Source organism: Enterobacter cloacae complex sp. 397G4 (assembly GCF_050031515.1).
Classification (GTDB): domain Bacteria; phylum Pseudomonadota; class Gammaproteobacteria; order Enterobacterales; family Enterobacteriaceae; genus Enterobacter; species Enterobacter hormaechei_C.
Genome location: NZ_JBLGWE010000001.1, coordinates 1,169,820 through 1,190,618, shown reverse-complemented (window position 1 = coordinate 1,190,618; position 20,799 = coordinate 1,169,820). Strand labels below are relative to the sequence as shown.

At 55.7% G+C, this 20,799-nt stretch carries 21 protein-coding genes and 1 other RNA gene; 11 read left to right on the top strand and 11 right to left on the bottom strand.

What is annotated here, in order from left to right:
• The first annotated feature begins 2 nt into the window (after positions 1-2).
• The 5 genes from acrB (at position 3) to ACQG1Y_RS05630 (ending at position 5,624) form a co-directional block, all read left to right on the top strand.
• Positions 3-3,149, top strand: coding sequence for a multidrug efflux RND transporter permease subunit AcrB (gene acrB, locus ACQG1Y_RS05650; protein WP_015571248.1), 3,147 nt, complete (start codon positions 3-5; stop codon positions 3,147-3,149).
• A 510-nt stretch (positions 3,150-3,659) separates the two neighbouring features.
• A complete protein-coding gene (gene tomB / locus ACQG1Y_RS05645; protein ID WP_006809850.1) occupies positions 3,660-4,034 on the top strand; it encodes an Hha toxicity modulator TomB in 375 nt (124 codons plus the stop codon).
• Positions 4,035-4,061: 27 nt separating this feature from the next.
• Complete coding sequence (locus ACQG1Y_RS05640) at positions 4,062-4,280, top strand: HHA domain-containing protein (protein ID WP_015571250.1); 219 nt, start codon at positions 4,062-4,064, stop codon at positions 4,278-4,280.
• A gap of 208 nt (positions 4,281-4,488) precedes the next feature.
• Entirely contained in the window at positions 4,489-5,040 is a 552-nt protein-coding gene (maa, locus tag ACQG1Y_RS05635; protein WP_015571251.1) for a maltose O-acetyltransferase, read from the top strand.
• Positions 5,041-5,156: 116 nt separating this feature from the next.
• Complete coding sequence (locus tag ACQG1Y_RS05630) at positions 5,157-5,624, top strand: YlaC family protein (RefSeq protein ID WP_015571252.1); 468 nt, start codon at positions 5,157-5,159, stop codon at positions 5,622-5,624.
• Here the strand turns inward: ACQG1Y_RS05630 and ACQG1Y_RS05625 are convergent.
• Positions 5,596-7,056, bottom strand: a complete 1,461-nt coding sequence (locus tag ACQG1Y_RS05625; protein ID WP_045334455.1) for a PLP-dependent aminotransferase family protein — start codon at positions 7,054-7,056, stop codon at positions 5,596-5,598. The two genes, ACQG1Y_RS05630 and ACQG1Y_RS05625, sit on opposite strands and share 29 nt — an antisense overlap.
• Before the next feature lie 101 nt (positions 7,057-7,157).
• Between ACQG1Y_RS05625 and ACQG1Y_RS05620 the strand changes: the two genes are divergently transcribed.
• Entirely contained in the window at positions 7,158-7,868 is a 711-nt protein-coding gene (locus tag ACQG1Y_RS05620; protein WP_032670463.1) for a GNAT family N-acetyltransferase, read from the top strand.
• On the opposite strand, the gene ykgO is transcribed toward ACQG1Y_RS05620, so the two are convergent.
• Positions 7,865-8,005, bottom strand: a complete 141-nt coding sequence (gene ykgO, locus ACQG1Y_RS05615; RefSeq protein ID WP_003859006.1) for a type B 50S ribosomal protein L36 — start codon at positions 8,003-8,005, stop codon at positions 7,865-7,867. The two genes, ACQG1Y_RS05620 and ykgO, sit on opposite strands and share 4 nt — an antisense overlap.
• A 2-nt stretch (positions 8,006-8,007) precedes the next feature.
• The gene (locus ACQG1Y_RS05610) at positions 8,008-8,268 is read right to left on the bottom strand and encodes a type B 50S ribosomal protein L31 (RefSeq protein WP_015571255.1); all 261 of its coding nucleotides are present in this window, start codon (positions 8,266-8,268) and stop codon (positions 8,008-8,010) included.
• Positions 8,269-8,485: 217 nt separating this feature from the next.
• Here ACQG1Y_RS05610 and ACQG1Y_RS05605 point away from each other — a divergent pair, with 217 nt between their 5' ends.
• Complete coding sequence (locus ACQG1Y_RS05605; RefSeq protein WP_045907188.1) at positions 8,486-10,054, top strand: EAL domain-containing protein; 1,569 nt, start codon at positions 8,486-8,488, stop codon at positions 10,052-10,054.
• Here ACQG1Y_RS05605 and ACQG1Y_RS05600 read toward each other — a convergent pair.
• A complete protein-coding gene (locus ACQG1Y_RS05600; protein ID WP_015571258.1) occupies positions 10,047-10,319 on the bottom strand; it encodes a metal-sensing transcriptional repressor in 273 nt (90 codons plus the stop codon). The genes ACQG1Y_RS05605 and ACQG1Y_RS05600 overlap by 8 nt on opposite strands.
• Before the next feature lie 134 nt (positions 10,320-10,453).
• Here ACQG1Y_RS05600 and ACQG1Y_RS05595 point away from each other — a divergent pair, with 134 nt between their 5' ends.
• Positions 10,454-11,269, top strand: coding sequence for a nickel/cobalt efflux protein RcnA (locus tag ACQG1Y_RS05595; RefSeq protein WP_045907189.1), 816 nt, complete (start codon positions 10,454-10,456; stop codon positions 11,267-11,269).
• 35 nt (positions 11,270-11,304) lie between these two features.
• Here ACQG1Y_RS05595 and ACQG1Y_RS05590 read toward each other — a convergent pair whose 3' ends face one another.
• The 3 genes from ACQG1Y_RS05590 to ACQG1Y_RS05580 form a co-directional block, all read right to left on the bottom strand.
• Positions 11,305-14,394 (bottom strand): beta-galactosidase, encoded by a 3,090-nt coding sequence (locus ACQG1Y_RS05590; RefSeq protein ID WP_414234651.1) that lies wholly within the window; start codon positions 14,392-14,394, stop codon positions 11,305-11,307.
• Between the two features lie 103 nt (positions 14,395-14,497).
• Positions 14,498-15,568 carry a LacI family DNA-binding transcriptional regulator gene (locus tag ACQG1Y_RS05585; protein ID WP_017694402.1) on the bottom strand — a complete coding sequence of 357 codons (1,071 nt, stop codon included), beginning with the start codon at positions 15,566-15,568 and terminating at the stop codon, positions 14,498-14,500.
• Between the two features lie 77 nt (positions 15,569-15,645).
• On the bottom strand, positions 15,646-16,257 hold the full coding sequence (locus ACQG1Y_RS05580) for a YczE/YyaS/YitT family protein (protein ID WP_015571261.1): 612 nt from the start codon (positions 16,255-16,257) through the stop codon (positions 15,646-15,648).
• Between the two features lie 84 nt (positions 16,258-16,341).
• On the opposite strand from ACQG1Y_RS05580, the gene ACQG1Y_RS05575 reads away from it, so the two are divergent.
• Positions 16,342-17,763, top strand: a complete 1,422-nt coding sequence (locus ACQG1Y_RS05575; RefSeq protein ID WP_032671370.1) for a PLP-dependent aminotransferase family protein — start codon at positions 16,342-16,344, stop codon at positions 17,761-17,763.
• Between the two features lie 70 nt (positions 17,764-17,833).
• Here ACQG1Y_RS05575 and ACQG1Y_RS05570 read toward each other — a convergent pair whose 3' ends face one another.
• The 3 genes from ACQG1Y_RS05570 to ffs form a co-directional block, all read right to left on the bottom strand.
• On the bottom strand, positions 17,834-18,049 hold the full coding sequence (locus ACQG1Y_RS05570) for a hypothetical protein (RefSeq protein WP_023303197.1): 216 nt from the start codon (positions 18,047-18,049) through the stop codon (positions 17,834-17,836).
• A complete protein-coding gene (locus tag ACQG1Y_RS05565) occupies positions 18,046-18,297 on the bottom strand; it encodes a hypothetical protein (RefSeq protein ID WP_006809862.1) in 252 nt (83 codons plus the stop codon). Before ACQG1Y_RS05565 ends, ACQG1Y_RS05570 begins: the two co-directional genes overlap by 4 nt.
• Positions 18,298-18,544: 247 nt before the next feature.
• Positions 18,545-18,641, bottom strand: an RNA gene (gene ffs / locus ACQG1Y_RS05560) — signal recognition particle sRNA small type.
• Positions 18,642-18,811: 170 nt separating this feature from the next.
• Here ffs and ACQG1Y_RS05555 point away from each other — a divergent pair.
• Positions 18,812-19,123 (top strand): MGMT family protein, encoded by a 312-nt coding sequence (locus ACQG1Y_RS05555; RefSeq protein WP_003859016.1) that lies wholly within the window; start codon positions 18,812-18,814, stop codon positions 19,121-19,123.
• 37 nt (positions 19,124-19,160) lie between these two features.
• Here the strand turns inward: ACQG1Y_RS05555 and ACQG1Y_RS05550 are convergent, their stop codons facing one another.
• The gene (locus ACQG1Y_RS05550) at positions 19,161-19,688 is read right to left on the bottom strand and encodes a YbaY family lipoprotein (protein ID WP_023296032.1); all 528 of its coding nucleotides are present in this window, start codon (positions 19,686-19,688) and stop codon (positions 19,161-19,163) included.
• Between the two features lie 203 nt (positions 19,689-19,891).
• On the opposite strand from ACQG1Y_RS05550, the gene tesB reads away from it, so the two are divergent.
• A complete protein-coding gene (gene tesB, locus ACQG1Y_RS05545) occupies positions 19,892-20,752 on the top strand; it encodes an acyl-CoA thioesterase II (protein WP_032652717.1) in 861 nt (286 codons plus the stop codon).
• The last annotated feature ends 47 nt before the right edge of the window (positions 20,753-20,799 follow it).

Sequence of the window (20,799 nt, the reverse complement as noted above, 5' to 3'; positions counted from 1 at the left end):
ACATGCCTAATTTCTTTATCGATCGCCCCATATTTGCGTGGGTGATCGCCATAATCATCATGCTGGCCGGGGGACTTGCGATCCTGAAGCTGCCTGTCGCGCAATATCCAACGATTGCGCCGCCGGCAGTGACGATCTCCGCAACCTATCCGGGCGCTGATGCCAAAACGGTGCAGGATACCGTTACGCAGGTTATCGAACAGAACATGAACGGTATCGATAACCTGATGTACATGTCCTCAAACAGTGACTCAACCGGTACGGTTCAGATCACCCTGACCTTTGAATCCGGTACGGATGCGGACATTGCACAGGTTCAGGTGCAGAACAAATTGCAGCTGGCGATGCCTCTGCTGCCGCAGGAAGTACAACAGCAGGGCGTGAGCGTCGAGAAATCGTCCAGTAGCTTCCTGATGGTTGTCGGCGTGATCAACACCAACGGCACCATGACGCAGGAGGATATTTCCGACTACGTGGGCGCCAACATGAAGGACGCCATCAGCCGTACGTCTGGTGTGGGTGACGTTCAGCTGTTCGGTTCCCAGTACGCGATGCGTATCTGGATGGATCCGAATAAACTGAACAACTTCCAGCTGACGCCGGTTGACGTGATCAGCGCAATTAAAGCGCAGAACGCCCAGGTTGCCGCCGGTCAGTTGGGTGGTACACCGCCGGTGAAAGGCCAGCAGCTTAACGCGTCGATCATCGCGCAAACGCGTCTGACCTCCGCCGATGAGTTCAGCAAAATTCTGCTGAAGGTGAATCAGGACGGTTCGCAGGTTCGCCTGCGTGACGTGGCGAAGGTTGAGCTGGGCGGTGAGAACTACGACATCATTGCGAAGTTCAACGGTAAACCGGCTTCCGGTCTGGGTATCAAACTGGCGACGGGCGCGAACGCCCTGGACACCGCGACGGCTATCCGTGCAGAACTGAAGAAGATGGAACCGTTCTTCCCGTCAGGTCTGAAAATCGTTTATCCGTATGACACCACGCCATTCGTTAAAATTTCGATTCACGAAGTGGTGAAAACCCTGGTTGAGGCGATCATTCTCGTCTTCCTGGTGATGTACTTGTTCCTGCAAAACTTCCGCGCAACGCTGATCCCAACCATCGCCGTGCCGGTTGTACTGCTCGGGACCTTCGCGGTGCTGGCGATATTTGGCTACTCGATAAACACCCTGACGATGTTCGGGATGGTGCTCGCCATCGGCCTGCTGGTGGATGACGCCATCGTGGTGGTCGAAAACGTCGAGCGTGTCATGGCGGAAGAAGGCCTGCCGCCGAAGGAAGCAACCCGTAAATCAATGGGCCAGATCCAGGGCGCGCTGGTCGGTATCGCGATGGTACTGTCTGCGGTATTTATCCCGATGGCCTTCTTTGGTGGCTCTACCGGTGCGATTTACCGTCAGTTCTCCATCACCATTGTTTCGGCGATGGCGCTGTCGGTACTGGTTGCACTGATCCTGACGCCAGCCCTGTGCGCGACGATGCTGAAGCCGATTCAGAAAGGCGGTCACGGCGAGCATAAGGGCTTCTTCGGCTGGTTCAACCGCATGTTTGATAAGAGTACGCACCACTACACCGACAGCGTGGGTAACATCCTGCGCAGCACCGGTCGTTACCTGCTGCTCTATATCATCATCGTGGTGGGGATGGCTTTCCTGTTCGTTCGTCTGCCAAGCTCGTTCCTGCCAGATGAAGACCAGGGCGTGTTCCTGAGTATGGCGCAGCTTCCGGCCGGTGCGACGCAAGAGCGTACGCAAAAGGTGCTGGATGAGATGACCGACTACTTCCTGACCAAAGAGAAAGACAACGTCGAATCCGTGTTTGCGGTTAACGGCTTTGGCTTCGCGGGTCGTGGTCAGAACACCGGTATCGCCTTCGTTTCTCTAAAAGACTGGTCTGAACGTCCGGGCGCAGAGAACAAGGTAGAAGCCATTACCGGCCGCGCGATGGGCACCTTCTCACAGATTAAAGATGCGATGGTCTTCGCCTTTAACCTGCCAGCGATTGTTGAACTGGGTACGGCGACCGGCTTCGACTTCCAGCTGATTGACCAGGGCGGTCTGGGCCACGAAAAACTGACTCAGGCGCGTAACCAGCTGTTTGGCGAGGTGGCAAAACACCCTGACCTGCTGGTGGGCGTTCGCCCTAACGGTCTGGAAGATACGCCGCAGTACAAGATCGATATCGACCAGGAAAAAGCGCAGGCGCTGGGTGTTTCCATCAGCGACATTAATACCACGCTGGGTGCAGCCTGGGGTGGCAGCTACGTCAACGACTTCATCGACCGTGGTCGCGTGAAGAAAGTCTACGTGATGTCCGAAGCGCAATACCGTATGCTGCCGAACGATATCAACAACTGGTATGTTCGCGGCAGCGATGGCCAGATGGTGCCGTTCTCCGCCTTCTCAACCTCGCGCTGGGAATACGGTTCACCGCGTCTGGAGCGTTATAACGGCTTGCCATCGATGGAAATCCTCGGTCAGGCAGCGCCGGGCCGAAGCACCGGTGAAGCCATGAACCTGATGGAAGAACTGGCCAGCAAACTGCCTGCGGGTGTCGGCTACGACTGGACCGGCATGTCCTATCAGGAACGTCTGTCCGGTAACCAGGCCCCTGCCCTGTACGCCATTTCACTGATTGTGGTGTTCCTGTGTCTGGCGGCATTGTATGAGAGCTGGTCGATTCCATTCTCCGTTATGCTGGTGGTTCCGCTGGGGGTTATCGGTGCGCTGCTTGCCGCAACGTTCCGTGGGCTGACCAACGACGTTTACTTCCAGGTGGGCCTGCTGACAACCATTGGCTTGTCGGCGAAGAACGCGATACTAATCGTCGAATTCGCCAAAGATCTGATGGAGAAAGAAGGAAAAGGCCTGATTGAAGCAACGCTGGAAGCCGTTCGTATGCGTTTGCGTCCAATCCTGATGACGTCCCTGGCATTTATCCTCGGCGTTATGCCGCTGGTTATCAGCTCCGGCGCGGGCTCCGGCGCACAGAACGCAGTAGGTACCGGCGTAATGGGTGGGATGGTAACCGCGACCGTTCTTGCGATCTTCTTCGTACCGGTGTTCTTCGTGGTTGTTCGCCGCCGCTTCAGCCGTAAGAATGAAGACGTTGAGCACAATCATTCGGTAGAACATCACTGATACCGGTTTCACATGATAAAAAGGCCGCATTTGCGGCCTTTTTCTTTTTCAGAAAAAATCATAAAATAGACCTATTGCCTTTCTATTTATTTTCCTCTTTTTTAATAAGGCCTATCATAATAGGCCGATAACTTACACCAGGAACTCAGCATTCTTTTATTATCATTTCGTGACGTAAATTATTCGGACTATTCCTAAGCAATGGAAAATATCTGAAGATATCTGGTTTCGGACTTCACATGAAACTTTGCGCTAACTCAATGAATTCTAAGGAACCGATAAAAATCGTCTTTTTTATTGATTAACGCGTTCGCTGCAAAAGGTAGATTTGCGTAAAGGCTCGAACAGTAACGATTTAATTGTAATTTTTCGTAATAGCGCGGTGAAATCTTGATCAGAGTGGCTTATAGTTAGAGTTATCAGGAACACAGCTCCCGTGTGGCTAAGCAAGTTGTATCCATCCCGACATGATGTTCGGTGAGTAAAAAATCACTCAGAAGGGGATGCGCTATGGACGAGTACTCGCCAAAAAGGCATGATATCGCGCAGTTGAAATTTCTCTGCGAATCCTTGTACCATGACTGCCTTGCCAATCTTGAAGAAAGTAACCATGGCTGGGTGAACGATCCAACGTCTGCTATCAATTTACAGCTTAACGAGCTGATCGAGCATATCGCCACCTTCGCACTTAATTATAAAATTAAGTACAATGAAGATAATAAGTTGATAGAGCAAATTGATGAATACCTGGACGACACCTTTATGTTGTTCAGCAGCTACGGCATTAACGCACAGGATTTGCAGAAATGGCGTAAATCAGGAAACCGTCTATTTCGCTGCTTCACTAATGTCAGCAGAGCTAATCCGGTTAGTCTTTCCTGTTAAAATTATTACAATTACTAAGGTGAATTTATGTCTGATAAACCATTAACAAAAGTCGATTATTTGATGCGCCTGCGACGCTGCCAGTCAATTGACACTCTCGAACGTGTTATTGAGAAAAATAAATACGAGCTGTCTGATAATGAACTGGCGGTATTTTATTCAGCTGCCGACCATCGTCTTGCTGAGCTGACCATGAATAAACTGTATGACAAGATCCCCTCTTCGGTGTGGAAATTTGTTCGTTAATCGTTGAAGAGAGACTGTAAAGGCATTACGCCCGTTGTTAAGCTGAATTTACCTTTCGAATTACGCTTCAAATGCAAACGCCAGGTTCCCGTATAAAACGTATTTATGCGCAAGAATGTTGTGACTCCCGTCACAGCCACTTTTAGGGAACGTTCCCTTTCTGGTTAATCCTCTTTACGCTGCGTAAAACGATTCCAGAGAGGTTCCCATGAGTGAAGAAAAACAGAAGATGATTGCAGGTGAATATTACCGCCCTGGCGATGACACGCTGAGGGCTGACCGTTTACGCGCGCGTCATCTTGTTCACCGCTATAACCATACCGCACCCGATGAGAAGGCCGAACGTCGCGCCTTATTAGCTGACCTGCTGGGTCAAAGCGAAGGTGCGTATATAGAGCCAAGCTTCCGCTGCGACTACGGGTATAACATCTATCTGGGCAACAATTTTTACGCTAACTTCGATTGCGTCATGCTGGACGTCTGCCCTGTACGCATTGGCGATAACTGTATGCTTGCGCCGGGAGTGCACATTTATACGGCCACGCATCCTCTGGATGCGACCGAACGTAACAGCGGGCTGGAGTACGGTAAACCGGTCACCATTGGTGATAATGTCTGGATCGGCGGACGCGCGGTGATTAATCCAGGCGTGACCATTGGCGATAATGCGGTTATCGCTTCCGGCGCGGTAGTGACCAAAGACGTGCCGGCCAATGCGGTAGTGGGCGGGAATCCGGCGAAAATCATTAAAATGATCTAAGCGCATCCTGAGTAACTGTTATGCTTTTTCCTGGCATAACTGTTACTTTCATCGCATAAACCCCTCTCATAAAATAGGCAGATCACCTGTATTTTCAACAATCATAAAGGCAAAAAATGACAGAGATACAGCGCCTGCTTACCGCCACCATCGACGATCTCAATACCCGCGAAAAGCGCGACAATCGCCCGCGCTTTAGCATCAGCTTTATTCGCAAACACCCCGGGTTGTTCGTCGCCATGTACGCCGCCTGGCTGGCAACGCTTATCGTCATGCTGAAGTCTGAAACGCTGGTCGATTCCGTCTGGCTACTGGTTGTGCTGTTCGTGGTGTTTAACGCGTTTTTCTTTTTCGACGTCAATCCGCGTTACCGGTATGAAGATATCGACGTACTCGATTTCCGCGTGTGCTACAACGGGGAGTGGTACAACACGCGTTACGTGCCGAAGGAGCTGATCGACAGCATCCTGCACTCGCCGGCCGTCGAAGCCGGGCAAAAAGAGAAGTTGCAGAAAATGGTCATCACTAAGGGCCAGCTCTCTTTTTATGATGTCTTTACCCTTTCCCGCCCCACTGCTGTGTAATGAGCGCCTGAAGACGTCGGATACCCGGCGCAAACTGCGAAGCAGAGGTATTACCGTAGCCTAAAACCAGACCGGTTTGCCCCTGCTTCGTCTCAAGGTAATACCCGCTCAGCGCAGCGGGTGCCAGCTGAAGCGCTCTCGCCTGCTCCACCAGCCGCTGGTCGTCGATACCGTCAATCGCCAGCGTCAGGTGCATTCCCCCTTCCCCGGCAAGAACACGGTGCGGCGTATGAAGCTCTGCGCTCAGCACCTCCCGCAGCTGGCGGTAACGCTTACGATAAAGGCGGCGCATGGCGGCAAGATGTCGTGCATAGTGGCCTTCCTCAATAAACAGCGCCAGGGTGCGCTGTTCAGCGCGATGCCCGCCGCGCAGCAGCGAGCCGATGGCCGGACGCGCCGCCTTCGCCAGCGCTGGCGGTAACACCATGAACCCCATCCGGAGCGATGGAAACAGCGTTTTGCTGAACGTCCCCAGATACACAACGGGCGCATTGTTGACCATTCCGAGCATCGCCGGGACGGGCTCACCGGTATAACGAAATTCGCTGTCGTAATCATCCTCAATGATCCACGCGCTGTGCTGCCGGGCCAGTTCCAGCAGCGCCAGACGCCGCCGCGCGCTGAGCACGCTTCCGCAAGGGAACTGATGCGATGGCGAGGTAAAAATCAGCGTGGGTGAAGGCGCAGACAGCCCTTCCCAGCACATCCCCTCGTCATCCACCGGTATGCCGGTCATCGCCAGGCCGGTTTTGACGAAAGCGCTTTTGGCGCCGCTATAGCCGGGATTTTCCACCCAGGCAACATCCCCCGGCTCGCTTAACAACATCGTGCACAGATTGACACCCTCCAGCGCCCCTTCGGTTATCACAATCTGGCTGGCATCGCAGTCAATGCCGCGGGACAGCGCAAGATGGCGGGCAACGGCGGCCCGCAGCGTCGGCTCGCCGGCCGGGTCGCCATACCCTAACAGGGTGCTTCCCTCCTCGCGCAGAACACGATCGTACAACCGCCGCCACAGCGGTAAGGGGAAATAGTTGATGGCAGGCGTTCCCGGCGTAAACGCCATCACCGGGGTGTCGCGCGGCACAGGCGCGGGCAGCAGGGCGACACGTTTTGTCAGCCTGACGTCCGGGTCCGGTAATGTCCGGGTAATCGTCCGAGGAGCGAATTGCCCCACCCGCGTACCCTGGCGGCTACGCAGCAAATAACCTTCGAGCGTGAGCTGGTCCAGCGCCGCATTGACGGTATTTCGGGACACCGAGATCTGCTGCGCCAGCGTTCGCGAGCCGGGCAAATGGCTGCCGGACCGGAGCCTTCCGCACAGTATGGCCTCCCGCAAAGCAAGATAGAGCGCACGCTGGAGCGTCTCTTCCCCACGTTTTTTCAGCGCAGCATGGAGCAAGGTGTAAAGCTCATCACCCGGTATATTCATCATTCCTCCTCGTGGTACCAGAAAAACATAGCCTGGTGGTTCTTTTTAAGGAACCAGCAATTCATTAATCTGGAGATCTTTTCAATGTGACGGGAATAAAGATGAATACATTCAATGAGTTTGGACAACCTGTAGGTGAAAGCCTTTTCGACTGGCAGCCTCGCCCGCACCCGTCCCGGGTGATACTTCAGGGTCGCTATTGTCGGCTTGAGCCGCTGCGCGTGGAGCATGCCCCGGCGTTGTTCTCTGCGTATTCCCTGGCCGGAGATACCCGAAGCTGGACGTGGCTGCTGCGTGAACCAGATGCCACCGCAGAGGAGTTTGCCGAATGGGTGGCGAGCGTGAGCGAATTAGCCGATCCCATCCACTTTACCGTTATCGATAACCAGACCCAGTCTCCTGTCGGGACGCTGTCCCTGATGCGGATCGATCCTAAAAACGGCGTTGTGGAAGTGGGACATGTTCACTTCTCGTCACTGTTAAGTCGCACGCCCATGTCGACAGAAGCGCAGTATCTGCTGATGCGGTACGTGTTCGATACCCTGGGCTACCGGCGTTATGAATGGAAGTGCAACAGCCTGAACGAACCCTCCCGCAAAGCGGCTCTGCGTCTGGGCTTTCAGTTTGAAGGGCGTTTTCGCCAGGCGCTGGTCATTAAAGGCCGAAACCGGGACACCGACTGGTTTTCAATTCTCGACAAAGAGTGGCCAGCGCTGGCGAGCGCGTTTGAAAGCTGGCTTGCCACCGACAATTTTACCGCCGATGGCAAACAGAAAAGCTCCCTGGAAAGCTGGCGAGAGACGCGCGTTTAGCGTCTTTTTTTACGTCCCTGCACCGCCTTAAAGCGCGGGTTAGATTTGCAGATCACGTATAAGCGTCCCTTGCGTTTGACTATCTGGCAATCCGGGTGACGCTGTTTTGCACTGCGCAATGAGTTCAGCACCTGCATGATTAGCCTCGCTTCGCATCAAGAAAGCCACCAAAACGCTTACGGAAGCGTGCCGCGCTGCCATCCGTCGAGAAGGTCTTCTGTTTCCCGGTATAAAACGGATGTGATTTAGAGGAGACATCAAGGGTAACGTAGGGATACGTTTTCCCCTCCAGCTCAATTTCACGGTCTGTCTTAATTGTTGAGCCGACTTTAAAGTATTCATTAGCCGTGGTGTCGTGAAACACAACGGTGCGATAGGTTGGATGGATATTCGGTTTCATCTCTGGCCTTCATGTATTGTTATAACATAACAAAATACTATCTGAGCTTTGCTGCAAAAACAACCCCTGTCACGCACAGCCTGTTTTTGAAAGGTTGATTCAGATACCTGCCTGAGACTGTCACATGCTATAACTATATCATTTAGCGATAAAAAACTTTTTCTTCTGGCGCGCAAACTCCAGGCCCAAGGTGGGCATATGGAAAGGATAAAGCAGCATGCGAACCCGACATCTGGTCAGCCTGGTAACAGGCATACTGATCTTCTCTGTGCTGGTCCCTGTGTGCCTCAGTATCTGGCTGGCGCATCGTCAGGCAGAGGATAAATTTGTGGACGCTCTGGACAGCTATGCCTCGCGCGTCCTGATCCGTACCGACAGAGTCGTTGCGCAGGCAAAACAGGCGCTCACGCACCTACAGACATTCCACGCCCCACCCTGCACTCCCCCGCATTTACGCGAAATGCGTCGGGTTGAATTCTCATGGCGCTATATTCAGGAAGTGATGTATATCGATAACCTGAAGCCGCTCTGCTCATCCCTTGAACAATCCAGTAATACGGCGATCTTACCGCCCCCGATGCGGATCACCGCAGACGGGTATAGCGCGTGGCTCACCTCGCAAAACGACCTCGGCATTCACCGCTATATGGCCGTTCTGGGGAAAGGACATTATCTGGTGATGGTTGATCCTGCCTCGCTTGTGGATGTTGTCCCGTTTGGTGAAATTTCGATGGATGCCGCCCTGGTGGGCAGTGAAACCCATCGGATATTTGCCAGAAGCAATATTGTCGACCCGTATATTCTTTCTGTCGTTAAGGAGCAGCAGGACGTTACGCGCGTACAATACAACGGCTCGATGTACGTGTTGAAACCTGTACCCGAACTGGGTTTTACGGTGATCGCGTGGGCGTCGTTAAAACCGCTGGCGGAATCCTGGCACCAGCAGCTGATCATCTGGCTACCGGCTGGCATCTTGCTAAGCCTGGCTGCTGCCCTTATTGTCCTGCGCATCCTCCGCCGTTTGTTATCCCCGCGTAACCGCCTGATCGACGCAATCAACAACCGGGAGATCGAGGTTTACTATCAGCCCATCGTGGCGCTGTGCAGTGGAAAACTGGTGGGTGCTGAAGCGCTGATGCGCTGGCCGCAGCCAGATGGCAGTCACCTGTCGCCCAATCTCTTTGTGCCGCTGGCTGAGCAGACGGGGCTTATTTCAACGCTGACGCAGCTGGTGGTGAATAAGGTGTTTGAGGATTTAGGCGCCTGGCTGCATCAGCATCCGGAACTGCACATTTCTGTCAACCTTGCGCCATCGGATTTAACGTCCCCCGAGCTGCCTCGCCAGCTGAGTCAGTTGCTCAACAAATGGGGCGTCCACCCGCGCCAGATCGCCCTTGAATTAACCGAGCGCGGCTTTGCCGATCCCGCCGTCAGCGTGCCTGCCATCGCTGCGTTTCGCCGCGCCGGGCACGCTATCTACATTGATGATTTTGGTACGGGTTACTCCAGCCTGAGCTATTTGCAGGATCTGGATGTTGATACCCTGAAGATTGATAAATCCTTTGTGGATGCGCTGGAGTACAAGAACGTGACTCCCCACATCATCGAAATGGCCAAATCGCTTAAACTGGCGATGGTCGCAGAAGGCATTGAAACTGAAGGGCAGATTGAATGGTTGCATCGCCACGGCGTGCAGTACGGCCAGGGCTGGTATTTCAGCAAGGCACTGCCTAAAGAGGATTTCATTCTCTGGGCCGGGCACAACCTGGAGAAGCACATTACTTAAGGTACGATTTGATCACCTGCATCACGACCCCGAGATCGGCCTCGCGCTGCGCTTCCTCTGGCTCTTTCACCACGTGATCGGTTAAATGTCCCTCAATTACTTGCATCATCATGCCGTTTACCGCGCCCCTGATCGCCGCCAGCTGCTGTAACACCTCGGCGCATTCATGATCGCTGTTGAGCATTTTTTCCAGCGCAGCGCTTTGCCCCTGAATTTTTTTCAGGCGGGTCAATAACTTCTTTTTATCACGAACTGTGTGTGACATCGCTTAGCTCCTCTTAGGTGGCGTAAAAAGCATATCACGCTCTACTCCCCCTGGGTATTTTTCTACTGGGGGGTAGTATTATACTACTGGGGGGGAGTAGTATTCTCGGCATGTTTTCCACCCCGGAATGTTCAATGAACGCTTTTTCTTCTCTTCTTCAGCAGGGTAACGCCTGGCTGTTTGTCCCCAGCGCCATCCTGCTTGGCGCGCTCCACGGCCTCGAGCCAGGCCATTCAAAAACAATGATGGCGGCTTTCATTGTGGCGATCCGCGGTACGCTGAAACAGGCTGTGTTGCTTGGGTTGTCCGCAACGCTGTCTCATACGGCGGTCGTCTGGATCATTGCGATGGCAGGATTAGGGTTTGGTCGGGGATGGGACGCAGATACATCTGAGCCCTGGTTTCAGTTGATTTCCGGGGTTCTGATCGTGTTGATCGCCCTGTGGATGGCGTGGCGAACCTGGCAGGAGAGCCAGCCGCATCACCACCATGATGATCATCATCACCATCATGATCATCACGACCACGCGCATCATCACGACCACACGTCTCCTCTGGTTGAAGAGGAGTGGCAGGATGCCCACCAGCGCGCACACGCCCAGGACATTAACCGACGCTTCAACGGTAAAGAGGTCACCACCGGGCAAATCGCGCTATTCGGCCTGACCGGTGGGCTTATCCCCTGTCCGGCCTCCATTACGGTGCTGATGATCTGCCTGCAACTGAAACATTTCGCGCTCGGCGCCACGCTGGTGTTCAGTTTCAGTATCGGACTGGCGCTCACTCTCGTCGCCTCTGGCGCAATTGCCGCATTAAGCATGAAACATGCGGCGAAGCGCTGGCCCGGCTTTAGCGCCTTTTCGCGCAAGGCGCCGTGGATCTCAGCGGCACTGATCGCGGTAGTCGGGATTTATATGAGCATTCACGGCGCAAGCGGGATCCTGAGATAAGCATTGCGGCCACGGCAGTGGCCGCACGTGTCGGCTCAGCCGTTCTGCTGCCAGCTAAACGTGTAGCGCAGCCGGAGGTTTTGCAGAATGAAGGCCGGGGCTACGCTCGGGCTCCATGAGTCGTCCCCCCCTACGCCCATGTGAAACGCATCAAGATTCAACCAGCAGCCAGCCTCTTCCCGCAGCAAATGCTGATGCGTTGTCTCATGCAGCTGCCGCTGGCTATAACGGCTCAGGGAGAAATGGAACTGTCCCTGCAACTGATGGGAGCCAAACGTCAGCTCGCGGGTGTCGCAGCGCAAACCGTTCTCCGTCGGGAAGATATACGGCGTCTGCATCTCTTCCAGCGGTAATGCCCAGCGCCCCTGCTGCGCCGCCAGTTTTCTGTCCGGATAGTTCTCCAGCGGGCCTAGCCCCAGCCAGCGCACCGTTTCCGGGATATCCGCCAGCATAACGCTCAGGCCCACGCGAGCGGGCTCAGGAATGTCAGACGCCACCGTCACCTGCACATCACCGTGCAGCACCCCGTGGTCATCAATCCGCCAGAGCTTGCAGCTGATAAACAGCGCTTTACCCTGATGCTCCCAGATGTGCTGCGTGGTCACCACCACCTCACGGGCATGCTGCTCCGCTTCACACTGGAGGAGGCGCGCGGACATCCCATACATCCCTGCCGCTTTCCAGCGTTCCACCCACGCGTTCGGATCGATGCGGGTCGCCTCGCTGACGCCAATGTCATTGTCCAGCGGCGCACGGGTGAAGTTATCCGTTAGCGGGGAACGGAGCGTTTCAGCGCCCTCGTTCCACCACTGGGTCAGGTTTCCGGTGAGACGGCTAAACTGCCAGCGCTGCTGCTGATGAGTAATATCCAGCGCTTCGTCCTGCACCGTTAGCTGCGGAGGGGTTCCGCCTGCTTTCGGTGGCGCAAGGTACAGCGGAGCCGGGAGCGGCCACTGATCCCAGGCACAACGGTGGCCGGGCGGCGACCACGGCGTGGCATGCGGCTGAACGATCTCCACGTTGAGCCAGACCTCGCCCGGCTCAGCATCAAGCTCAGGCAGCGGGATCTCAACGCGCTGCGTCTCCTGAGGCGCAACAGAAAGGGGGGTTTCGCCGGAAGCCAATACCGCACCGTCACGCGCCACTGACCATCGCAGATGCTCGTTGTCAGTATGACGGAACAGATAATCGCTCTGGATATCGACGACCAGCGGAACGGTGCTCACCAGCGTAAAGGTAAAGAACTGCTGGGCACGCTGCGCCTCGTAAAGGGCGGGGTGCGGAGTGCGATCGGGAAACACCAGCCCGTTGAGGCAGAACTGACGGTCGTTGGGCTTATCGCCAAAATCGCCGCCGTAGGCCCAGAATGCCGTGCCGTCTTCCGCTTTTTTCGTCAGCGCCTGATCGACCCAGTCCCAGACAAAGCCGCCCTGCAAACGGGGATGGCTGCGGAATGCCTGCCAGTAGCTGGCAAAGCCGCCAAAGCTGTTGCCCATCGCGTGGGCATACTCGCACAGGATCAGCGGACGGGTTTCGTCCGGCATGCCGATCCACTTTTTAATCGACCACTTTGGCACCGCCGGGAATGGCTGATCCTGATCGACGCGGGCATACATCGGGCAGACAATATCGGTAGCGGCCGTACTGGCGCCACCGCCTTCGTACTGCACCGGCCGCGTGGGATCGGCGGTTTTCAGCCAGCGGTACAGCGCATCGTGATTCGCCCCATGCCCGGACTCATTCCCCAGGGACCAGATGATGATGGACGGATGATTCCGGTCCCGCTGCACCATACGCGTTACGCGTTCGCTCATGGCAGGCAGCCAGCGCGGATCGTCCGCCAGGCGGCTCATCGGCACCATGCCGTGGGTTTCAATATTCGCCTCATCGACCACGTACAGGCCGTAGCGATCGCAAAGCGTGTACCACAGAGGATGGTTCGGATAATGCGAGCAGCGCACGGCGTTGAAGTTATGCTGCTTCATCAGTTCGATGTCGCGGCGCATGGTCGCCTCATCCATCACCTGCCCCTTCTCAGGATGATGTTCGTGACGGTTCACGCCGCGGATCAGCAGCGGTTTGCCGTTAAGCTTCAGCAGGCCGTTGCTGATTTCGACGCGTCTGAAACCGACATCGCAGGCTTCAGTCTCCAGCACGTTACCCTGCGCATCCCGAAGCGACATTGTCAGCCGATAGCATTCCGGTGTTTCAGCGCTCCACAGCGCGGGAGCGTTCACGGGGATCGCCACCGTGAGCCGTTCTGCCCAACTGCCGCGTTCGTCCACGATGGCCGATCCGGGCTGCTGCGTGGTTTGCGCGCAGGCTTCGCCGTTACGCCACAGGGTAAACGCCACCTCGCATTCGGCGTAGCGTGAGCCTTCCAGCGCAACGTCAACCCGGAGTATCGCCCGATCGCATTCGGCATTCAGATCGGTCACGATCTGATAATCGGCAATTCGCGTTTCCGGCTTGTGCAGCAGCGAGACGTCACGGAAAATGCCGCTCATCCGCCACATGTCCTGATCTTCCAGGTAGCTTCCGTCGCACCAGCGTAACACCATCACCGCCAGACGGTTCTGCCCCGGTCGCAGCACCGCGCTGAGATCGAACTCCGCAGGCAGACGGCTGTCCTGCGAATAGCCCACCCACTGGCCGTTACACCACAGATGAAAAGCTGAATTCACCCCGTCAAAAATAATGCGGGTTTGCCCGCTGCACAGCCAGGCGTCATCCATCTCAAATGTGAGCGAGTAACAACCAGTTGGGTTTTCAGCCGGAACATACGGCGGGTTCACATTTATCGGATAGGTGACGTTGGTATAGATGGGAGTGTCAAATCCCTCCATCTGCCAGTTCGACGGCACGGGCATCTCAACGGCGTCAGCCAGATCGTCCGTTACCCATGTCTCGGGAACCTGCTCTGGCGCCGGGAAAAAGTTGAATCGCCAGACGCCGTTAAGCAGACGCTTGCTCAGCGAAGGCTTATCCTCGCGGGCGAAGGTTTCATCGCGCCAGCTATGAAAAGGCGCGTGTGCGGCCAGACGATTCCACTGCGTCACGCCCGGGTTTTCCCAGTCACGACGCGCCAGCAGTGCGCTGAGGGTCAGCGGCAATGTAGAAGACATATCAACCTCTTTGCGAAGCGCTCACAATTTTAGCCAACATGCCCTGGTAAACGGTGGCGGTAAAGACTTTGATCGTCACCAGGCGAGCACGATCACAAAAGTGCTAGCTGCGCGCCAGCTTCTCCGCCAGCAGCGCCAGCGTTCTGAGCTGTTGCGCCAGATCTTCACGATCGGCCTGCTGTGCGGCGCGCGGCGCGGTGGAATGACGCACGATCAACGTAACGGGAAGTTGTTCCTGCCAGCATTCGTCGTGATGGGCAGGTGCCATCAGCCGCTCCACGCTGCGCTCACCGGCCTCGCGGAACGCCTGCCGAACGGTGGTGAGCGGAGGTGAAAACCACGCGCTGTCAGCCGTATCATCAAACCCGACAACCGAGATCTGCCCCGGTACCGCAACGCCTTTTTCCGCACAGGCGCGTAAAACGCCAAGCGCCATCTGATCGTTAGCGACGAGGATCGCCTCCGGCAGCTGCGCGCCCGCCAGGAGCTGATGCCCTTTCTCATAGCCCGAGGCCGCGCTCCAGTCGCCCTGCGCCACCGCAAACGCCTCCACGCCGGCCCGGGCCAGCGTGGTTTTCCATCCCGCCAGACGAGCCCGGGCAGAGACAGAACTTTCCGGCCCGGCGAGCAGCGCAATTCGCTGGTGCCCCAGCGAAAGCAGATGCTCTGCCCCCAGGCCAGCGCCCTGTTCGGCATTGAAAACAAGGCTGTTAACCCGAGCTGTGGGGGAAACATCGAGAAAAAGAACCGGGGTCGGCGAGGCCATTTCCTGAAGCATTTCTGCCTGTGCATCTTCCAGCGGAACGTTCACCAGCAGCGCCTCCACGCGCTGCGCCAGTAATTCCTGCAAAGCAGCCTGACACTGCGCGGGTTGCTCCACCATGGAGATGAGTACGCTAGCCCCCTGCTCCACTGCCCGGGATTTTACAGCTGAGGCGATTTGCGACGGCGCATGCAGCGCCAGATCGCTGGTCATCAGCCCCAGCGTGCGGGTACGTTTCCCGGCCAGCTGCTGCGCGCCACGGTTAGGCACATAGTGTAGCGCCGCCATGGCCTGCCGGACCTTTTCCCGCGTACGGGCAGAAACGTGTTCTGCGTCGTTAATCACCCGGGAAACGGTCTGATAGGAAACGCCCGCCACGCGGGCAACGTCATAAAGAGTGATCGCTTTCATACATTCTGGCGTCGTAAAAAGAGAAGTCTCTATTCTGACACAGTTACGCCATCATAGCCTGTGAGCGCTTCGCAAAATTAAACAATCCGCTCCGGCCGCGCGGCTTTCTGAATGCGCGGTCCCTGACGAAACCACGGCAAACAGAGCTGGATCAGCGGGCCGATGGTTAATGCATACAGTACGGTTCCAACGCCAAACGCTCCCCCGAGGAGGTAGCCGACGATCAACACGGTCACCTCGATCGCGGTACGCACGCTGCGGATCGACCAGCCCAGCCGGGCATGTATGCCGGTCATCAGACCGTCGCGCGGGCCTGCGCCAAAACCCGCGCCGATATACATCCCGGTGGCAAGGGCGTTAACCACAATGCCGGAAACCAGCAGGGTGATGCGCACGGGCAGCGAGGTGAGCTCAGGGATCAGCGCCATTGACGCATCGGCCGCCAGACCAATACAAATCACATTACTGATAGTACCCAGTCCCGGCAGCTGACGCAGCGGGATCCACAGCAGCAGCACCGCGGCCCCGGTTAAAATAATCACCGTGCCGATGCTCATCCCGGTCTGGATGGCGACGCCAAGGTGAAAGACATCCCACGGGTCGACACCCAGATCCGAACGAATAAACATCGCGGTTGAAAGCCCGTACAGGCCTAAACCGACATAAAGTTGTACCAGACGACGTACCATTTTCTCTTCTCCGAAGAACCAGGTTCCATCTTCGGTGAAAATGGCACTATGATTAATGTCCAGTTTTCAAATAGTGGACTGCATATGTCATCACGTCGTTTTGGAAGCCAGTCTCTGGTACGCCTGTTAGGGCACTGGCAGCAAGCCTCTTCCCGCACCCCGCTGTGGCGCCAACTGGCTGACGCGTTACGCCTGTTAATTCTGGATGGCAGGCTGGCGTTAAACACGCGCCTGCCCGGAGAGCGGGAACTGGCCGCCGCTCTGAGCGTAAGCCGCACCACCATCAGCAGCGCGCTGGCGCATCTGCGGGAAGAGGGATATCTGGAGAGCCGTCACGGCAGCGGTTCGCGGGCGATCCTGCCAGACCGCCGCGCCGTGCCCACGCTTTCTACTGCCAGCGCGGCGCTGGATCTCTCAACCGCCGCACTCAACGCGGGACCAGAGATCCACCAGGCCTACGCCCACGCGCTGACGGCCATCACGCCGAATCTGGCGCTGACCGGGTACGATCAGCTTGGGCTTCCGGCGCTGCGTGAAGCTATTGCCGCCCGCTACACCGCACGCGGTCTGCCCACCCGGGCAGACGAAGTGATGGTGGTGAACGGCGCCGTCAGCGGCTTCGCCCTGATCTTAAGAATGATGACCGGTCCCGGGGATCGCGTGGTGGTGGATCATCCCACCTACCCGCTGGCGATAGCCGCTATTCAGGGGGCGCTATGCCGGCCCGTGGGCGTCTCGCTGCCTGAAACGGGCTGGGATACCGACGGTTTTGCCGCAACGCTTGCCCAGACAGCCCCGCGTCTGGCCTATCTGATGCCGGATTTTCATAATCCGACCGGACGTTGCATGGATGCCGCGACGCGCCAGACCATAACCGACATCGCCGCGCAAACCCGCACCACGCTGGTGGTGGATGAAACCATGGTCGATCTCTGGTTCGATGTTCCCCCGCCGCCGCCGCTGGCCGCCTTTAACCCGGAGGCCACGGTGATAACGCTGGGTTCCGCAGGTAAAAGCTTCTGGGGTGGGCTGCGTCTCGGCTGGATCCGCGCCTCGTCACGCACTATCGCCACCCTCGCGCAAACGCGCGACACGCTGGATCTGGGCTCTCCGGTGCTGGAACAGCTGGCCACGCTGTGGCTTATCGAAAACAGTGCAACCTTCCTGCCTGCCCGGCGGCAAATGCTGGCAGAACGGCGCGACCGCTGCGGCCAGATGCTGCGGGAACATTTCCCCGAATGGCGGTTTCAGGAAGCGGAGGGAGGGCTTTCATACTGGATTGAATTACCCGGCATGCTGGCGACACAGCTGGCGGCACGCGCCGAAACGACAGGCATCATTATGGGCACCGGCACGCGTTTTGGACTATCAGGCGCGTTTGACCGCTACCTGCGTATGCCCTTCTCACTCAGTTCACCAGAACTTGAAGAGGCATTATTGCGGATCAAACCGCTGTGGCGTGCATTAAATAAAAGTGTAGCGCCAGTAAAACGGAGCCTGGTGTAAATTATTCGCCAGAAACAATAAAAATTGCTGACTGTATCGCATGCAGTCAGCAGTTTTCATGAAGAACAACTTAATGTTGAGGTGGAATCGGGAAGCCTTTCAGCGAAATAATGAAATTACCCCCTTCTTTCTTTATTTTTGCACCGGTATCACACCAGTCAGACGCAATACGAAAGAACTCATCACTTCCTACATTCCAGCCAAGACGAACATGTTTCACGTAGCCGGAACGTAACAGATTGCAGGCCTCGTTGTAGTCACTGGCAGTCGATAGTTGTTGTTTCATTTTCTCTTCTTCAGAAGTTTACGTAGTGCTTTGATTTCTTTAGGAGTAAATGGAGTTACGCTCTCTTCTTCCGTATGCTGATTATCAACATCCTCTTCCGATACTCCCGCCTCTTCTACTGCTTCAAATGCCAGCAGCAGCAGTTTCTCTGTGGTCACGCTTAAATTCTCATTATTGTCTTCCGCATAGTGGCGAAGTCTTTCTTTTAGCGCTTCATCAATTTTAACGTTTAAAACCGCAGTAACCATGATTGTCACATCCTTTCGGAACACGTGTTTAATTTGATACACGAAGATAAGTTTGTTATCCAGATATATATTTTTTAGCTTATGACAGAATAAAGGCATCGAAAAATAAAATGACAGTCTATTATTACAGGTTTATGACATTATTATTTCAGTTAAATGAAGGTTGCATTACAAAAAATACAATAGTCACATAATTTAGAAGGTTTATTCAGGGGAACGACTGGAGAGGAGCACAAATGGGTGGGGGCCCTGCCAGCAACATCCCGGCACCCACGTCGTCTGCCCTGGCTGCTTCCTTCCGGACCTGACCTGGTGAACAGAGTAGCGTTGCGGGAGAACCAACAGAGCCCCCATTGAGAGCGTTGATAACCAACGCGCTGGCGCATTATCCCTGTGGAGCACCTCAATTGCAAGCCGCTGGCAACCGGATGCTGGATTATTGCGCAAACTGCCCCGACAATCTTCTTTATCTTCGTATAACATTACCCTTCGCTGATTTCCCGCAGGAGAAACAATGGACGAACATGACACTTTCCCACAGCGAGTGTGGCAAATCGTAGCCTCGATCCCGGAAGGCTGTGTCACGACCTATGGGGAAGTCGCCCGGCTGGCGGGTTCTCCGCGCGCGGCGCGTCAGGTAGGCGGCGTGCTGAGGAGGCTACCGGAAGGAAGCACGTTACCGTGGCACCGGGTCGTCAATCGCCATGGCGCCATTTCCCTCACCGGGCCAGACTTGCAGCGCCAGCGTCAGGCTTTACTTTCAGAAGGGGTGCAGGTGTCCGGGGCAGGACAAATTGATATGCAGAAGTATCGCTGGGAGTACTGACGCCCTCTCCCGTCAACATAGAGAGGGCGAAAGAGAATTACAGCTGTGTTGGCGGTGTAGGCAGAGTCGGCTGATTGGTCTGCGTTGCAACAGGTACTTCAGTTTGCTGCACCGGTACCAGGGTCAGGTCGATTTTGGTGCCGCCTTTGTTGACCGCTTCCTGCACGGTATCGGTGATAAAGACCAGCTTATCGTTGATCGTTACCGCCGCGCTCAGGAGGATACGCGCATTAGGTTGCACGTCAGACGGGTTGTACGGCAGCACAAAGCTGAACGGCGCCTGTTTACCCTCTGTACGAACCGCGCGCTGCGCAAGCACTTTGGACGGCGCATCCGCCAGGGAAGCATCAGACAGCGTGACCGTTAAAACCGCATCCGGCGGCAGCGCAACCTTCTGTTTGATCCAGATCGTACCGGAAACATTTGGCTGCTGAATAGCTTGCTGTGAAAGGGTGTTAATCCCGTTTGCGCTTGCTGTTGGCACCGGTACATCGGCACTCTTACCAGCACAGGCGGACAACGCTACCGCAATTGCTACACCACTGAGCATAGGCACGAGTTTCATTGAAGTCTCCTTATCATCAATGCACCAGCGGGATCGATCCCATCTGATGTCGTTTTATTCACATAACGAATACAAGTGTGGCACAAATCACGGATTTATGCCTAATTTCGTCCGGATATTAAGATTATTCTACCCATCGGACCACTTTCATTTCTGGGTTATACTCAGCGTATCTTTCGCCACGGCGTTTATTGAGGACCACTATGAGTCAGGCACTGAACAATCTGCTGACATTACTGAACCTGGAAAAAATAGAAGAAGGGCTATTTCGCGGACAGAGCGAAGATTTAGGCTTACGCCAGGTTTTTGGCGGCCAGGTCGTGGGGCAAGCGCTGTATGCCGCCAAGGAGACCGTCCCGGCAGACCGTCTGGTGCACTCGTTTCACAGCTACTTTTTACGCCCCGGTGACAGCGCTAAACCGATTGTTTACGACGTGGAAGTTCTGCGTGACGGTCAAAGCTTCAGCGCCCGTCGCGTGGCGGCCATCCAGCATGGCAAACCCATCTTCTACATGACCGCCTCGTTCCAGGCGCCAGAGCCGGGCTATGAGCATCAAAAAAAGATGCCGTCTGCCCCGTCGCCGGACGATCTGAAATCGGAAACCGAAATTGCCCGCGCTCTCGCGCATCTGCTGCCGCCGCAGGTAAAAGAGAAGTTTCTGTGCGATAAACCGCTGGAGATCCGCCCGGTCGAATTTCATAACCCAATGAAGGGGCATACCGCTGAGCCCGCCCGCCAGGTGTGGATCCGCGCCAACGGCAGCGTACCCGCAGATTTACGCGTGCATCAGTACCTGCTGGGGTATGCGTCGGATTTCAACTTCCTGCCGGTTGCGCTACAGCCGCACGGTGTGGGCTTCCTCGAAAAAGGGATGCAGGTAGCCACAATTGACCATTCCATGTGGTTCCACCGTCCATTCGATATGAACGAATGGCTGCTTTACAGCGTGGAAAGTACCTCTGCGTCCAGCGCGCGCGGCTTTGTACGCGGGGAGTTTTACGCTCAGGATGGCGTGCTGGTGGCTTCTACCGTGCAGGAAGGTGTGATGCGTAATCGCGGGTGATGTAAAAAGCCCGGTGGCGCTGCGCTCACCGGGCCTGCGAATTGTGC

Bases quoted from the DNA above. Each gene is read 5' to 3' on its own strand.
- acrB (WP_015571248.1), top strand. From the start codon at position 3: ATGCCTAATTTCTTTATCGATCGCCCCATATTTGCGTGGGTGATCGCC.
- tomB (WP_006809850.1), top strand. From the start codon at position 3,660: ATGGACGAGTACTCGCCAAAAAGGCATGATATCGCGCAGTTGAAATTT.
- ACQG1Y_RS05640 (WP_015571250.1), top strand. From the start codon at position 4,062: ATGTCTGATAAACCATTAACAAAAGTCGATTATTTGATGCGCCTGCGA.
- maa (WP_015571251.1), top strand. From the start codon at position 4,489: ATGAGTGAAGAAAAACAGAAGATGATTGCAGGTGAATATTACCGCCCT.
- ACQG1Y_RS05630 (WP_015571252.1), top strand. From the start codon at position 5,157: ATGACAGAGATACAGCGCCTGCTTACCGCCACCATCGACGATCTCAAT.
- ACQG1Y_RS05625 (WP_045334455.1), bottom strand. From the start codon at position 7,056: ATGAATATACCGGGTGATGAGCTTTACACCTTGCTCCATGCTGCGCTG.
- ACQG1Y_RS05620 (WP_032670463.1), top strand. From the start codon at position 7,158: ATGAATACATTCAATGAGTTTGGACAACCTGTAGGTGAAAGCCTTTTC.
- ykgO (WP_003859006.1), bottom strand. From the start codon at position 8,005: ATGCAGGTGCTGAACTCATTGCGCAGTGCAAAACAGCGTCACCCGGAT.
- ACQG1Y_RS05610 (WP_015571255.1), bottom strand. From the start codon at position 8,268: ATGAAACCGAATATCCATCCAACCTATCGCACCGTTGTGTTTCACGAC.
- ACQG1Y_RS05605 (WP_045907188.1), top strand. From the start codon at position 8,486: ATGCGAACCCGACATCTGGTCAGCCTGGTAACAGGCATACTGATCTTC.
- ACQG1Y_RS05600 (WP_015571258.1), bottom strand. From the start codon at position 10,319: ATGTCACACACAGTTCGTGATAAAAAGAAGTTATTGACCCGCCTGAAA.
- ACQG1Y_RS05595 (WP_045907189.1), top strand. From the start codon at position 10,454: ATGAACGCTTTTTCTTCTCTTCTTCAGCAGGGTAACGCCTGGCTGTTT.
- ACQG1Y_RS05590 (WP_414234651.1), bottom strand. From the start codon at position 14,394: ATGTCTTCTACATTGCCGCTGACCCTCAGCGCACTGCTGGCGCGTCGT.
- ACQG1Y_RS05585 (WP_017694402.1), bottom strand. From the start codon at position 15,568: ATGAAAGCGATCACTCTTTATGACGTTGCCCGCGTGGCGGGCGTTTCC.
- ACQG1Y_RS05580 (WP_015571261.1), bottom strand. From the start codon at position 16,257: ATGGTACGTCGTCTGGTACAACTTTATGTCGGTTTAGGCCTGTACGGG.
- ACQG1Y_RS05575 (WP_032671370.1), top strand. From the start codon at position 16,342: ATGTCATCACGTCGTTTTGGAAGCCAGTCTCTGGTACGCCTGTTAGGG.
- ACQG1Y_RS05570 (WP_023303197.1), bottom strand. From the start codon at position 18,049: ATGAAACAACAACTATCGACTGCCAGTGACTACAACGAGGCCTGCAAT.
- ACQG1Y_RS05565 (WP_006809862.1), bottom strand. From the start codon at position 18,297: ATGGTTACTGCGGTTTTAAACGTTAAAATTGATGAAGCGCTAAAAGAA.
- ACQG1Y_RS05555 (WP_003859016.1), top strand. From the start codon at position 18,812: ATGGACGAACATGACACTTTCCCACAGCGAGTGTGGCAAATCGTAGCC.
- ACQG1Y_RS05550 (WP_023296032.1), bottom strand. From the start codon at position 19,688: ATGAAACTCGTGCCTATGCTCAGTGGTGTAGCAATTGCGGTAGCGTTG.
- tesB (WP_032652717.1), top strand. From the start codon at position 19,892: ATGAGTCAGGCACTGAACAATCTGCTGACATTACTGAACCTGGAAAAA.